This is a genomic window from Streptomyces sp. (assembly GCF_019510245.1).
GTDB lineage: Bacteria > Actinomycetota > Actinomycetes > Streptomycetales > Streptomycetaceae > Streptomyces.
Genome location: NZ_JAEKKT010000232.1, coordinates 1 through 13651 on the forward strand (window position 1 = coordinate 1; position 13651 = coordinate 13651).

At 72.9% G+C, this 13651-nt stretch carries 13 protein-coding genes and 1 pseudogene; 3 read left to right on the forward strand and 11 right to left on the reverse strand.

The genetic code is table 11. The annotated features are described in order from the left end of the window. The 10 genes from JF597_RS45430 to JF597_RS45475 all read right to left on the reverse strand — a co-directional run. On the reverse strand, nucleotides 1-982 hold a 982-nt coding region (locus JF597_RS45430; protein ID WP_294010902.1), incomplete at its 3' end, for an enolase C-terminal domain-like protein. Next, entirely contained in the window at nucleotides 972-1856 is an 885-nt protein-coding gene (locus JF597_RS45435) for an alpha/beta fold hydrolase (protein WP_294010904.1), read from the reverse strand. The genes JF597_RS45435 and JF597_RS45430, both read right to left, overlap by 11 nt. A gap of 65 nt (nucleotides 1857-1921) precedes the next feature. Further along, the gene (locus JF597_RS45440; RefSeq protein WP_294010906.1) at nucleotides 1922-3622 is read right to left on the reverse strand and encodes a GH3 auxin-responsive promoter family protein; all 1701 of its coding nucleotides are present in this window, start codon (nucleotides 3620-3622) and stop codon (nucleotides 1922-1924) included. A gap of 115 nt (nucleotides 3623-3737) precedes the next feature. Continuing rightward, complete coding sequence (locus JF597_RS45445; protein WP_294010908.1) at nucleotides 3738-3932, reverse strand: hypothetical protein; 195 nt, start codon at nucleotides 3930-3932, stop codon at nucleotides 3738-3740. Beyond that, the gene (locus tag JF597_RS45450; RefSeq protein ID WP_294010910.1) at nucleotides 3929-4621 is read right to left on the reverse strand and encodes a hypothetical protein; all 693 of its coding nucleotides are present in this window, start codon (nucleotides 4619-4621) and stop codon (nucleotides 3929-3931) included. Before JF597_RS45450 ends, JF597_RS45445 begins: the two co-directional genes overlap by 4 nt. A gap of 310 nt (nucleotides 4622-4931) precedes the next feature. Then, nucleotides 4932-5738, reverse strand: a complete 807-nt coding sequence (locus JF597_RS45455; protein WP_294010912.1) for a carbon-nitrogen family hydrolase — start codon at nucleotides 5736-5738, stop codon at nucleotides 4932-4934. 33 nt (nucleotides 5739-5771) lie between these two features. Then, complete coding sequence (locus JF597_RS45460; RefSeq protein WP_294010914.1) at nucleotides 5772-6533, reverse strand: SDR family oxidoreductase; 762 nt, start codon at nucleotides 6531-6533, stop codon at nucleotides 5772-5774. After that, nucleotides 6530-7207 (reverse strand): TetR/AcrR family transcriptional regulator, encoded by a 678-nt coding sequence (locus JF597_RS45465; protein ID WP_294010916.1) that lies wholly within the window; start codon nucleotides 7205-7207, stop codon nucleotides 6530-6532. The genes JF597_RS45460 and JF597_RS45465 overlap by 4 nt, the downstream gene beginning before the upstream one ends. Before the next feature lie 487 nt (nucleotides 7208-7694). Beyond that, the gene (locus JF597_RS45470; RefSeq protein ID WP_294010918.1) at nucleotides 7695-8660 is read right to left on the reverse strand and encodes an NAD(P)-dependent oxidoreductase; all 966 of its coding nucleotides are present in this window, start codon (nucleotides 8658-8660) and stop codon (nucleotides 7695-7697) included. Next, nucleotides 8657-9304, reverse strand: coding sequence for a ScbR family autoregulator-binding transcription factor (locus tag JF597_RS45475; RefSeq protein WP_294010920.1), 648 nt, complete (start codon nucleotides 9302-9304; stop codon nucleotides 8657-8659). Before JF597_RS45475 ends, JF597_RS45470 begins: the two co-directional genes overlap by 4 nt. 140 nt (nucleotides 9305-9444) lie before the next feature. Here JF597_RS45475 and JF597_RS45480 point away from each other — a divergent pair, with 140 nt between their 5' ends. Further along, nucleotides 9445-10347 carry a ScbA/BarX family gamma-butyrolactone biosynthesis protein gene (locus tag JF597_RS45480; protein ID WP_294010922.1) on the forward strand — a complete coding sequence of 301 codons (903 nt, stop codon included), beginning with the start codon at nucleotides 9445-9447 and terminating at the stop codon, nucleotides 10345-10347. A gap of 111 nt (nucleotides 10348-10458) precedes the next feature. Here the strand turns inward: JF597_RS45480 and JF597_RS45485 are convergent, their stop codons facing one another. After that, nucleotides 10459-11379 (reverse strand): LysR family transcriptional regulator, encoded by a 921-nt coding sequence (locus tag JF597_RS45485; RefSeq protein WP_294010924.1) that lies wholly within the window; start codon nucleotides 11377-11379, stop codon nucleotides 10459-10461. A gap of 131 nt (nucleotides 11380-11510) precedes the next feature. On the opposite strand from JF597_RS45485, the pseudogene JF597_RS45490 reads away from it, so the two are divergent. Further along, nucleotides 11511-12400: pseudogene (locus JF597_RS45490) on the forward strand (DMT family transporter). 408 nt (nucleotides 12401-12808) lie between these two features. Further along, nucleotides 12809-13255, forward strand: coding sequence for a hypothetical protein (locus JF597_RS45495; protein ID WP_294010925.1), 447 nt, complete (start codon nucleotides 12809-12811; stop codon nucleotides 13253-13255). Nucleotides 13256-13651: the final 396 nt, after the last annotated feature.

Here is a 13651-nt window from a genome sequence, read left to right on the forward strand (position 1 = left end):
GCGCGTCCGGGCGGCCGAAGGCCAGGGCCCGGCCCGCGTTGATGAGCGGGCCGACCTCGGCCACCTGGACGCCGAACTGGAAGCCGACCCCGTTCTCGCGGGCGTAGTCGACAAGCCCGGCCGCCGGCAGCGGTCCCCCGTTCTTCGACACCCGGATGTTGAACGCGTCGCACGCCCCGGACTCCACCGCCGTACGGGCGTCCCGGGCCGTGCACACCGACTCGTCCAGCATGATCCGCACCCCGCCGTCGCGGCGCAGCACGCGCAGCGCGTCCCAGGAGCCCTTGGGCAGCGGTTCCTCCACGTAGTCGACGCCGGCCTCGTGCAGCCGGCGGGCGTGGCCGACCGCGTTCGCCGGGGTCCAGCACATGTTGGCGTCGACCATGACCGGTACGTCGGTGCCGATCTTGTCGCGGATCGTGCGGACGGTCCGCGCGTCGTGCTCGACGTCGTCCGACGCCTTGATCTTGACGAAGTGGAAGGGCCCCCGGGTCGCGAGGAACTCCTCGGCGTCCAGGCTGAGATCGAGCACCTGGGAGACGGGCAGGGACGGCGGGGTGCCGGCCTGCGCCCCCGGCAGCAGGGCGCCCGCACCCAGGCCCAGCCGCCGCCCCAGCCAGTCGAGCACCGCCGTCTCCAGCAGGCAGAGCAGATTGTTGCCGCCGGTGATCCCGAAGGTCCCGGAGAAGCCGTCCCGGTGCAGCAGGCCCAGCACCTCCTCGGGGTCGCGGCCGGTCAGCAGCGCGCACAGCGCGGCGAAGTCGACCTCTTCGAGCGCGGCGCGCACACCCGCGGTGGTCTCGCCGGTGACGTACGGGCGCGGCGCGCACTCCCCGATGCCGTCCACACCGCCGGCCGACAGTCTCAGGACCAGGCTGTCGGAGGTACGGCGCCGGGCGGCGGGATGGTCGAACGGCGTCCGCATCGGCAGTTCGACGTGGTACAGCCGGGCCCGTCCCGAGCTCCCGGTCTCAGGCGCCACGGTTCACCCCTTGGAGCAGGGTGTACGTCGACGTCCAGTCGACCAGGTCGCCGCTGACGTCGGTGTAGAAGAGATAGTGCCTGTCGGTGGGGAACTTCATGATCGCGCCGCGCCCGGAGACGAGGTCCTGGAAGACGGAGTGGGCCGCGTCCAGGTTCACGATCGGGTCGGTCATACCGGAGACGAAGGTGGCCGCGGGCACCCTCGGCGCGGTCCGCCCGCGCGCCAGGTACAGCCGCTCCAGCTCCAGCAGCACGGCCCGCGACCGCCGGGTCAACTGCCGTACGGCCAGGTCGTCGTGGTCGATGAAGTGCTGGTACTTGGCCTCGCCGGTGAAGTCGGCGCTGTCCAGCCCCGCGTCCCACGGCTCCTCGCTCGCGTCCGCCGCGATCGCCGCCCGCGCGTCCGCGTCGAGCGTGGCGTGCATCCGGCCGAGCCAGGAGGAGCAGAACACGGCCGCGTCGTACGAGGTGGTGAACCCCTCCCAGCTCATCAGGGCCGCCATGAAGGAACCGCCGAGGCAGTGCCCGAACAGGGACAGGGGTACGGAGTCGCCGATCATCTCCCGGACGAACGCGACGGCCCCGGCGTAGTCGCCGAGTGCGGTCCCCGCGTCCGGTATCACACCGCGCGCGCCGGGGCTGATGCCGCTGCCGCGCCGGTCCAGTACGAAGAAGGCGATGTCGTTGTCGGCGAACTGCGGGCCCACTTCCCACAGCCACCCGGCGTGACTCTGCAGCCCGTGGAAGTAGAAGACGGCGCCCTTGATCTGCTGCGGTTTCCACACGTGCAGGGCGAGCCGGACCCCGTCGCCGGACGGCAGGTCGATGATCTCGCGGCGGGTGTTCTGCGGGGGCCTGAGGGTTTCCAGCATGGCGAACTCTCCTTGTTCGACGAGTGGTCGGTGATGTTGCGGAGGTGACACCGGCGGTGCGGGCGTCAGCCGGTGAGGATCGCGTCGACGAAGTCGGTGTCCTTCTGGAACGGCTTGTACTTGTACTGGGTCGCGTTGCCCTGTTGGCGCCGTGACTCGACGTACGCGGCGATCGCGCCCTGTGCCACGGTCCGGACCCTGAGGCCGGCGAGCCGTCCGCTGTCCCGCTTCGAGGCGTACTCGATGTTGATGACGGACAGCTCGCGGTCGACGGCGGCGGACAGCTCGGCATCCAGCTCGGGTCCCGGGGCGGGCACTTCGACGACGACCGTGTAGGACGGCGGCTCGTCCCAGCGCGGCCCGCACATGTACAGGCCGGTGTCGAGGCCGCTGCCTTCCAGGCCCTGCCGGATGGCCTGGGTGACCTGGCTCTCGGTGATCTTCTCGCCGGTGAAGGAGTGGAAGACGCCGTCGCGGTGGGTGAAGTGGATCCAGGGCGTGCCGTCGACGATCCGGTCGACGCGGTAGATGTCGCCGGTCCACAGCCGGTAGAGGCCGTTTCCCTGGGACATGATCAGGTGGTAGTCGCGGCCCGCCTCGACCTCGTCGTACAGCAGGGTGTCGACCTTCTCACCGGCGTCGAGGAGCTGCCCGAGCGGCACGTCGGCGGGGACGAACTCGAACCAGGCCTGGCTGACGGCGAGCGGCTGGCTCTCCAGGGTCTCGTCCACGGGGATGGTGGTGACGCCCTCGGTGCCGCAGCTCATGAACGGCAGCTTGGCGACGCCGGGCAGTACGGCGTCCAGGCGTGGCCGGTACAGCTCGGCCGAGGCCGACAGCCAGCAGCTGTAGAGGGTGAGGGACGGCCAGACGTCGACGAGGCTGAAGTCGTGCTTGGCCAGGGCCTGTTCGAGGTGGAGCGCGGCCTTCTCGTCGGGGTCGGTCCACGGCCTGCCCCGGAAGGTGCCCTCGCGCAGGTCGCGCACCAGTTCGGCGCCGTGCTCGGCGATCAGGTCGCGCAGGGAGACGAGCGTGCTGGGGTTGATCGCCGAGATGTAGTGCAGGTCCTTGCCGACGAGGTGCCGTACCCGGTGGTACATCCGCCCGGCGTGGCTGGTGGGGGTGTCGGGGCCGAACCAGGGGGACTCGTACCACGGCGGGTTCCAGTCCAGGCTGTTGATCTGCGGGTGGCGGTTGCTGATCGCCTGGTGCTCGACCCCGTGCACGAAGTCGTAGACGTCCTCCCGGACGGTCTGGGTGTCGAGCGTGGCCCAGGGGTGGGCGAGGATCTCGGGGTGGTGCTCCAGGTAGGTGCCCCACATGGCCTTCATCGCGGGGATCCGGTACTTCAGCAGCCAGTGCAGCGTGTACGGGATCCGCTTGGGGGTGCCCGTGGTCCCGCTGGTCTTGAGCCAGCGCAGTACGGGGCTGCACGAGAGGACGCCGCCCTTGGTGCGGGTCTCCCGGTCGATCTGCTCGGCGAAGTCGTCGTAGCGCATGATCGGGAGCACGGAGCGGAAGGTGGCGGGGTCGGCGGCGATGACGTCGTACCCCTTCTCCTTCCAGTGCAGCGAACTGGCGCCGATGTCGATGAGGTCGTCCAGGACGCGGGCCTGGGCGGCGCGCGGGTCCTTCAGATCGGCGCGCAGGCTCTCCCGCGCCCGGAAGCACTCCGCGACGAAGGGGTCGCGGCGGGCCTGCCAGTGCTCCTGCCACTGGGCCGTCCGGGGTGCCTGGTCTGCCTGGTCTGCCTGGGGTGCGTGCACGGTTGTCTCTCCTCGGGTGCCGGCCCGTTTCCGGGCAGGCGGAAGCGCCGCGCGGCGGATGCCGAACGGTGGGGTGGATGGGGGGTGTTACGTGGCGCCGACCGCCGTGGTACGGCTAGGTGGCGCTCTCACCGGCCGCGAGCGCGGTCAGCTCGTTCAGGTCGTACAGGGCCTGGCGTTTCGTGCCGTACCGGGTGATCTTGCCCCGGCGGGCCCACTGGCGGATCGTGCCCTCGCGGACGCCGAGGGCGAGTGCGGCGAGCGAGGTGGGGACACGCTTGCCGCGCGGGGCGCGGACGTCGTCGGTCATGCGGACTCCTTGGTCCCGGCCGTGGATTGACGCTGATTCAGCAGGAGCCACTGGCGTGGCGTGAGTACGTGCCCCGCGTCGCACATCGGCCCGCGCAGCACCAGTTCGTCGCCGCCGCGCCCGGGCAGTGACACCTCGGCGTCGCAGCCGGGCTCCACGCACCGGCCGAGCGGTACCAGCTCCGGCCTGGGCGCCGCCACGACGAGCCGCAGGGCGGCGGCCACCTGGGCGATCTCGTCGGCCGCCGGGCCCGCGGCGGGGTGGGCGGCCAGGAAGCCGGCGTGGCGGCGGAGGAAGGCGGCCAGCTCGGGGACGGTACGGCCGGGAGGCGCCCCGGTGGCCGCGTCCGCGCACTCGTCCAGCACGAGCCGGGCCCAGGAGGCCAGGCGTACGACGGCGTCGTGGCGGGCCTCCAGCGCCGCGTCGTTCACGGGCGGCGCGTCCGGGTGGTTGCCCGTGACCCGGGCGAGACCGGCTCGCCGTGCGGGGAGCACGAGTTGCTGCTCGCTCTCGTGGTGGAGCGCGGGCAGCGCCGCCAGGTCGGCCGCGAGGGCACGGGCGCACGATCCGCAGAGCCGGGCGCCGGGCGCGGCGGGCCTGCGCCGCAGCGCGTCGGAACGGGCCGCCCGCCCGCAGCGGTGCGACGCGCACTGCCGCGGGCGGGACTGCGACGGGGTCGGGTCGGCCATGGACGCCTCACCTTCGTGGGAAACAAAAAAAGCGCCGCTCGATGGCGACGCGACAGCAGTGCGAGGGCCCAGGGGAGAGGTCCCGGAACTTTCGGAGCACCTGCAAGCGGGGTACCTGAAAGTGGGCAGACTGCCTCGCGAAAGAGTGTTACACGTCTGCCGCGTGGACCGCAAGGGGCCGCGGAAGGGAATCCAACGGGGTTGCGGGCAGCGGCGGTTGACGGCAGGGACGGTCCGCGTCCGGCACGGGCGACGGGCGCCGCCCGCCCCGGCGGTCGCGGGGCGGGCGGCACCCGTCGCCGGGTTCCGGTCACCGGGGCGCCGGAACACCGAGCACTCGGTCGCGGAGCGCGGGGAACTCGGCGCGGGTCTTGGCCACGAGCGCCGGATCGAGATCGACGACGAGCGTCTCCTCGCCCGGCCCGGCCTCGGCGAGCACCTCGCCCCACGGGTCGGCCACGACACTGTGCCCGGCCTGTTCGACCCCGGCGTGGGTGCCGGCCGTACCGCAGGCGAGGACGTAGGCCTGGGACTCGACGGCCCGGGCGCGGGCCAGCAGCGACCAGTGGGCGCGGCGGGCCGCCGGCCAGCCGGCCGGGACGAGGAACAGTTCGGCACCGGCGTCCACCAGCAGCCGGAACTGCTCGGGGAAGCGCAGGTCGTAGCAGGTGGCGAGCCCCGCGGTGAGTCCGGTCCCGCCGGGCCCGTCCAGTACGGCGGTGACGGTCTCCTCGCCCCTGGCGAGCAGCGTCGCCTCGCCGCGGTCGAAGCCGAAACGGTGGATCTTCCGGTACGTCCGGTGGAGGGTGCCGTCGGGCGCGAAGACCAGGGAGGTGTTGTACAGGGTGCCGCCCGGGCCGCGTTCGATGATCGAGCCCGCGTGCAGCCAGACCCGTGCGACGGCCGCGGCCTCGCCCATGGCCAGGGCCGTGGGCCCGGCGAGCGGCTCGGCCCCGGCCCGGAACGCGTCGAAGGCGAACGCGCCGACGGTCCACAGTTCCGGCAGCAGCACGAGGTCGGCGCCGTGCTGCTCGCGGACGAGGGCGGCCACGCGGTCTCGCCGCTCGGCGACGGGTTCTTCCGGTCGTACGGCGATCTGCAGGAGTGCGGCGCGCACGGTGTCTCCGTTCGTGGTCGGTGGGTACGGGGTTCAGCGCAGGTGGGAGGCGCCGTTGACGTCGAGCACGGTGCCGCTGCACCACTCGGCGCCGGCGCTGCTCAGCCAGGCGACGGCGGCCGCCACGTCGGAGGGCACGGCGATCCTGCCGAGCGGGCTCTGCCGGCGCACGTCGTCCGCCATGGGCCCGGCGAGCATGGCTTCCGTCAGGTCGGTGCGGACGAATCCCGGCGCGACGGCGGTCACGGCGATGCCGAGCGGGCCGAGCGACCGGGCGAGCGACTGGGTCAGCGCGTGCAGGGCCGCCTTGGAGGCGCCGTAGGCGGGGGCGTCGGGTTCGCCGCGGTAGGCGCCGCGCGAGCCGACGTTGACGATCCGCGCGCCCTGGGGGCCCTGGAGCCGGTGGCGGAGGTGGTCGACGTGGTGCCAGACGAGGTCGGCGGGGCCGAGGAGGTTGACGTCGAGCAGGCGTCGCCAGTCGGCCCGCCAGTCCTCGTACGAGGTGGTGGCGACGGGCTGTTCGGCGTAGACGCCGGCGTTGTTGACGAGGACGTCGACCGTGCCGAGCTGGTCGACCGCGGATCCGATGATCTCCCGGGCCGCGCCCGGTGCGCCGACGTCGCCGGTGACGAGGGCGTGACCGGTGCCGGGCAGGGCGGCCAGCACGGCGTTCGCGGCGGCGGACTCGGCACGGCAGTGCACGGCCACCCGGTGCCCGGCGGCGGCGAGTTCGGTCGCGATGGCGGCCCCGATACCCCGGGAACCGCCGGTGACGAGCGCGCAGCGTCGCATCATGGAGTGAGCCTTTTCGTGTCGGATGACGGCGGGGACGGGAGGGGGGTAGGGGCGCCGACCGGGCTCGCGGCGGCGCCCGGTGTACACGCGGCGGTGCCCGGTGGACACGCCGTGGCGGCAGCCGACGGCCCGGGATCGCGCACCAGCGCCCACAGACGCTCCAGTTGGGCGCGGACCTCGTTGCCGGTGCGTCCCGCGCGCAGCGCCGCCTCGGCGCCGGCCATGAGGTAGAGGGCCAGCAGTTCCAGTTCCTCGGGCTCGGGTCCGGACCGTTCGCGGCTCCGGGCCACCGCCTCCCGCAGGGCGGCCCGCCAGACGGCGTGCCAGCGGAAGGAGACGGCCTGCTCCTGGGCGAGCCGGGCCGCGGCGCGGACGGTGACCTCCTCGTCCAGCAGCCGGACCACCGCGAAGGTGAACTCGGCGACCGGCAGGAGCGCGCCGTCCGGGGCGAGCCTGGCCAGCGCCTGCCGGGTGACGTCCGCGGCCTCGTGGCAGACGGCGCCGGCCAGCTCCGCCTTGGCGGAGAAGTGGAAGGTGAGCGCCCCCATCGTCACCCCGCAGGCCCGGTGCACGGCGGACAGCGAGGTGCCGGCGTACCCCTGTCGGTCGAACTCGACGGCCGCCGCCGCGACCAGCGCCTGCCGGGTGCGTTCGGCTCGCACCTGCTTCACCATGGGCTTGACCTCGGTATCCGTCACGGGAACTGACGCCCACGGGCCGCAGGACGGTGTTGCGCGCTCCGGGCACCGGTGGCGGGGACCCGTCTGTCGCGCTCCCGCCCGCCGTTGCTCCGCTGGTGGGACGAGAGGGCAGGGCCCTCAGTCTCCCGAACCTACCGCCGCTTCCCCTTCGGACACCTCGCTTGCCCAAGTCGGCAACTACTTGGCCAAGTTGAGGTAATGCCGGTGGTATGTGCCAGGGGGCGCGAGCGCGTCGGCGGTGCCGTCGGGGCCGGCGCGAGTGGGCCCGGGGGCAACCACGTGCGCCGGGCCGGGCATCCGGACCGCCGCGGACGAGAGGCGCCCGGCCGGCGGAGCCGGACGTGCTGCCGTGGGTGGCCGTTGACCTGCCGCGCGCGATGCCGCGGCCGCCGTCGCGGAACAGGGGCGCCGGGTCACCACCCGTCAAACACCCGGCCCAGGGGCACCGGCTGCCGTACCGTCACCCGGCGGCCCCGAGCCACTCCCGGTACCACCCCGCCGCCCCGCCGAGCCGTTCCAGCGGCCCCGGCCCCGGTGCGCAGCGCGTCAACCGCCAGATCTCCTCGCTCTCGTACCAGTGATCCCGGGCCAGCAGCGCGAACTGCCGTTCACTGATGCGTCCCGGGGCCTCCCGCAGGCGCGCCAGGCACTGGTCCCACGGCAGGTCGGCGGCGGCCCCCGGCAGGACGTCCAGCGCCGCCAGCCGGGCCATCAGGTCGCGGTTGCGCACCGGCACCGGATGGCTGGCGTGGTACACCCCGGAGGGCACCTCGTGGTCCGGGGCCAGGGCCACCGCGGTCACCAGCCGGGCCAGGTCCCCGACGTCCACCGCGGACGCCCGCCCGCGCCCGCCGTCCCACCGCGCCGGCACCCGCCGGAGCAGTTCGGCGAGCGCAGGCACGACCCAGCGGTCCCCGGCCCCGAGCACGAGCCCCGGCCGCAGCACGACCCCGCCCGCGTCGAGCGCGACGCGCTCGGCGGCCAGCCGGGTACGGCTGGCCGCCGACACCGGCGCCGGCGTCACCCCGTCGACGGCGATGCCCCGATGCGGTCCCGGCCCGTACACCGCCGCCGTGGACAGGTGGACGACGCGCCCCACCCCGGCCCGCCGGGCCTCGGCGAGGACGGCCCGGGTGCCACCCACGTTCGTCCGCTCGCACTCCTCCGCGTCGCCGTCGACCCGGCAGGCGAGGTGCACGAGCACATCCGTGCCGCTCGCCACACCGGCCAGCGACGCCGGGTCCGCCAGGTCCGCCCGCACCCACTCCACGCCGGCCGACGCCCCGGCATCCGCGGGAACCGCGCGGGCTACCGCACGCACCTCGACCACTCCCCCGCCGGCGCCCCCCGCGCGCGGCAGGGCATCCAGCACCGCCCGCCCCACGAACCCGGTCGAGCCCGTCAGCAGGACCCGGACAGGTCTCATGAGGCGGCGACCTCCCCCGTCGCCTTCGCCCCCTCGGCGTCCCCCGGGAACTCCAGCGTGTCGACGACCTCAGCCGGCGCGAGGGCCGGCAGCAGACATCGCAGCATGGTCTCTATGCGCTCGGGGAGGTCGGCCCGGTTGGTGGCGAGCCGGGACATGATCTGCGTCCCGGTGTAGGCGGCGACGATCACCTGCGGGAACGCGCTCTCGTCGACGTCGGGACGCAGCTGCCCGAGCTCCCGCGCCTCCGCCAGGTGCGTGGCGAACTGCTCGGCCCACCAGTCGTAGATCGAGTAGTCGAGCAGGTTCATCTCGCTCTGCTCGACGGCCAGCCGCACACCCGCCCGGAACAACACGTTCGAGCGCATCTGCACGGCCAGGTACTGGCACACGTCGATCAGCTGCTGCAGGCCCTTGCGCTCCTGGGGCCAGTGCAGCTCGGCGGCCTGGTCGACGATGACCGCGCGGGCCAGCTCCTCCTTCGACTTGAAGTGGAAGTACATGGCTCCGGTCGTGATGCCCGCCCGCCGCAGGATCGCGTTCAGACCCGCGCCGTGGTACCCGGCCTGGTCGAACTCCTCCGCCGCCGCGTGGATGAGCGCGACCCGAGTCCGCTCCGCCCGCTCCTGTCGTTGCCGCGCCATCAGCGGACTCCCTCGTATCCGTAGACAAACAAAAAGAACGACCTCTATTTTATTCACGTCGGCGCCGCCCTGTCACTGCGAGCGCCCTCGTTTCAGCTGCGCGTGCCCACAGGAGAGTCACCGCAACAGGGGGGTCAACCATGTCTATCAGCTTTGCCCAGCACGCCCTCGAAAATAGTTTTGAGAGGGTTTCACCGGATTTCACGCACAAGACGAACCAGGCCGAAGTACTGCTGCGCGACTGGCGGCGGACCGCGCCCGACGCCTTCACCGTCACCGCCGCCTGGCCCGCCACGCACCCGTTCTACGTCAACCGCCTGGGTCTGCACGACCCGCTCCTGCTGAGCGAAACCGTACGCCAGACGCTGCCGTTGCTGTCCCACGGCGCCTACCGGGTGCCGTTCGGCCACCAGTTACTGTGGAAGGACTTCGGCTGGAGCCTCGACCCGTCGGCCGCGTGCGCCGACGGCGGCCCGGCCGAACTGGAACTGCACATCACCTGCACCGAGGTGACGTACCGTCGCGAGCGCGCCGCAGCGATATCCCTGAGCGTCGAGGTGGAGCGCGGTGGCCGGCACCTCGCCGCGGCCCGTTCCCGCTTCACCATCCAGGACCGCACCGTCTACAACCGGCTCCGCGGCCCGTACGCCGACGCCGCCGCGGCCACCGCACGGGCCGTGCCGCTGCCGCCGCCGGCCGGTCTCACGCCGTTCGGCCGCGACCGCTTCGAGGACGTGGTGCTCGCCGCCACCGACCGTCCCGACCGCTGGCAGCTGCGCGTCGACACCACCCATCCCACCCTCTTCGACCACCTCGTCGACCATGTGCCGGGCATGCTGCTCCTGGAGGCCGCCCGCCAGGCGGCCCTGGCCACGGCGCACCCCGGCACGGCGGCGGTCACCGGCATGGAATCCGACTTCGCCCGCTACGCCGAGATGGACGCCCCTGCTGGATGGAGGCCGAGCGGCTGGCCGAGCCCGGCCGGGTGCGGATCAGCGCCCGGCAGCACGACAAGGAGATCTTCGCCAGCGTGGTCACCCTGACCGCCGTTCCCGCCGTACCCGCCGCTCTCGCCGCACCCACCGTCCCTGGGGCGCACAGCGCCTGACGCACGCGTCCCGCGCCCCCGCCGGCCCGCGGCCCGCAGGCCCCGGTCATGGCGACCGAGGCTCGTCGCCCGGGTCGGCGGTGGCGGCCGCGTCCCGCAGCGCGTCCAACAGGCCGCGCAGGGAGGGCTGTTCGAGGGCGGTCTCCCGGACGGCGGCCGAGATCACCCGGACCGGCTCGGGGTTGCGGACCGGGCGTACGACGACACCGGGGTGCTGGTTGCGCAGCCCGAGCCGCGGCATCAGACCGACGCCGAGGCCGGCCGCGACGAAGCCCTGCGCGGTGGCGTAGTCCTCGCTCTGGATGACGAAGTCGGGACTGAAGCCGGCCGCCGCGCAGGAGTCGACGACGGGTTCGAGGCAGGGACCGGGGGGCTCGCTGCCCACCCACTGCTCACCGGACAACTCGTGCAGGTCGATCGTCTCCCTGCCGGCGAGCGGATGGCCGAGGGGCAGTACGGCCGCGTACGGGTCGTCGAGGAGGTGGACGAGCCGGAAGCCGTCGCCTGTGCGGTCCTGCGCCTGGACCACCACGGCCAGGTCGGCCCGGCCTCGCGCCACCTCCTGGAACGGGTCCTCCGGGTCGGCGAGTTCGAGGTCGACGCGGACGCCGGGGTGCTCGGCGCGGAGTCTGGCCAGGGCCGGCGCCACCAGCGTGGAGCCGGCCGTGGCGAAGTAGCGGACCGACAGCCGGCCGGTGCGTCCGGCGCGGAGGTCGGCGAGCGCCGTCTCCGCCTGGGCGACCGCCGAGCTGATCAGCGCCGCGTGCTCGGTGAGCAGCAGCCCGGCCGCCGTGGGGCGCACCCCGCGTCCGACCCGCTCCAGCAGCGCCGTACCGGCCTGTTTCTCCAGCGCCGCCACCTGCTGGCTGACGGCGGACGGGGTGTAGCCGAGGTGGGCCGCGGCCGCGGTGACCGTGCCGCTGGTGACCACCGCCCGCAGGACCTGCAGTCGCCTCACATCAAGCATGTAGTACAGCTTAACAGTATGGGTAGAAGCGTTTGCTTGTCCTCAAAGCTCGGCTGAGGCACCGTCGTAGGAGTCGCGGCGAGAAGAACGAGACGACCACCGGACGGGACGACGGGAATGGGGAAACGCCAATGACCGACAACAGCGGCACGCGGGCCCTGGTGGGCGGCGTGCGGGTGGCCGTGCTCGCCCTGCTGTGGGGCTCGACCTTCCTCTGGATCGAGCTGGCGCTGCGCGGGCTCTCCCCGCTCCAGGTCACGTTCGCGCGCTGTGCCCTCGGTGCGCTCGTCCTCGTCGTCGCCTGTTACGCGACGGGGCACCGGCTGCCGACGGGCGTCGCCGTGTGGCGGCACATCGTCGTCGCCGCCTTCTTCTGCAACGCCCTGCCGTTCGCGTTGTTCAGCGTGGGCCAGCAGACCGTCGACTCCGGGCTCGCGGGCGTCCTGAACGCCACGACCCCGCTCTGGTCGATCATCCTCGGTCTCGCCCTCGGCTCGGAGCGCGGACTGCGGCCCGTACGGCTGGCGGGACTGCTGCTCGGCTTCACCGGCACCATCGTCATCTTCGCCCCGTGGCAGACGACCGGCGCCACCGGCTGGGGCGCCCTCGCGATCCTGGGCGCCGCCGCCAGTTACGCCGTCGCGTTCACGTACATGGGCCGAACCCTGGTCCGCCGGGGCACGCCCACGATCTCGCTCTCCGCCGCCCAGCTCGTCGCCGCGAGCGGGCTGACCGCCCTCGCGGTGCCGATAACGACGAGGGCGCGACCAACGCCGCCGTGGTCGGCTACCTGCTGCCGGTGGTGTCCGTGCTGCTGGGCGCCGTCGTCCTGGGCGAGGACCTGAGCGTCCGGGTGGTGCTGGGGATGGCGGTGGTACTGGTGGGCGTGGGGATGACCCGACGGCAGGGGGCGCCCGCGGCATTGTCGGAAGCCGCGGCATTTTCGAAAGCCGCGGCATTTTCGAAAGCCTTGGGGGGCACGGGCGTCGTGACGACCTCCGAAGCCATGGCTGGCCCCTAAGCCCTGGTGGCCGCGGAGGGCCGAGGTCACCGAGGAGCCGGGCTCCCCTGACCTGCGCCCGGTCGACGCCGAACCCGCCCCGGAGGACCGCCCGTCCGAGACCCAGCGCCCCCTTCTGGAGAAGACCGGCGGCCTCGGGCTCACCTGAGCCCAGGCGGGGGCGACGGCTCCGGGCTTCACCGGCTTCGTCTGCGCGCTCCGCCTGATGCGTGCCGAGACGACCTGGGCGCCGCTCAATCCCTACGAAGCCGTCCCCAGGTCGGCCTCTGCTCCAACGCCTCGACTACGACACCGACTTGGACGACTGGCTCGTCGTCACACCGCCCCAGGACGTCACCGGACTCGGCATCGGCGACTCCGACGCGATCGCCGCGTCTACCCCACCTCCGGAACCACAGGCCTTCCGCGTTGCTCGCCGCCGCCCCGCTCACCCACGTCTCCGGCGGGATTGCCTTGGCCGTCACCCATTGCGGCGGAACTGTGGTGATCCCGCACCGATCCGAACTGGATACCTTGCTGTGCACCATCGAACCGCGCCGGGGCCACATTACGATGATCCCGCCGACGGACCTCTACCCGATCGTCGGGATGCGCGGTTTCGAACACCGCCGCTTCCCCGCGCTGTGGCAGATCAGCTACGGCGCCCTACCAATCCGCGTGGAGAGGCTCAAGGGCTCCCTGGAGCTCTTCGGCCCCGTCTTCCGCCAGGGCTACGGTCGGACCGGAGCTCCCATGCTCATCACCGCGTTGACCGCCGCAGAACACTTCGCACAGCTGTGCCCCGGAGGGGCCGGTCGCGCTGATGCTTCGCGTCGGCGCCCACGGCCCGCTCGCGTCGCCGGGAGGCAAGCTTGACCTGGTGCCGTTCGCGCCACAACGGGCCGCTCCGCTATGAGTTCGGCGATCGCCGGGCGGACGGACCGGTGATCCTTCGGCTACTTGTGATCGTCAGGGAAATCGGCACCACTGCCAAACGCGACACCATGCGACGAGGGCGTCGCCCCCCTCGACCGCCATCCCCGAAAGCCCGTAAAACGCCGTTACAACAAGGAGTCGGCATCCCGTGCAAGATCATAATCACAGAAAGCTACCCGCCGTCGCCTCCGCATGCGGGCTGACCCGTTAAATTGAGACACTCGGGACCTCGCCTGGCGGGCCGCGAGGCCCGCCAGGCGCTGGCAAACCACCAGGGCGGGGACTACGAGGATCCGGAAGGTCGTGCCGTGGCCGCGCTGCGCCCGCTGGAGTGCC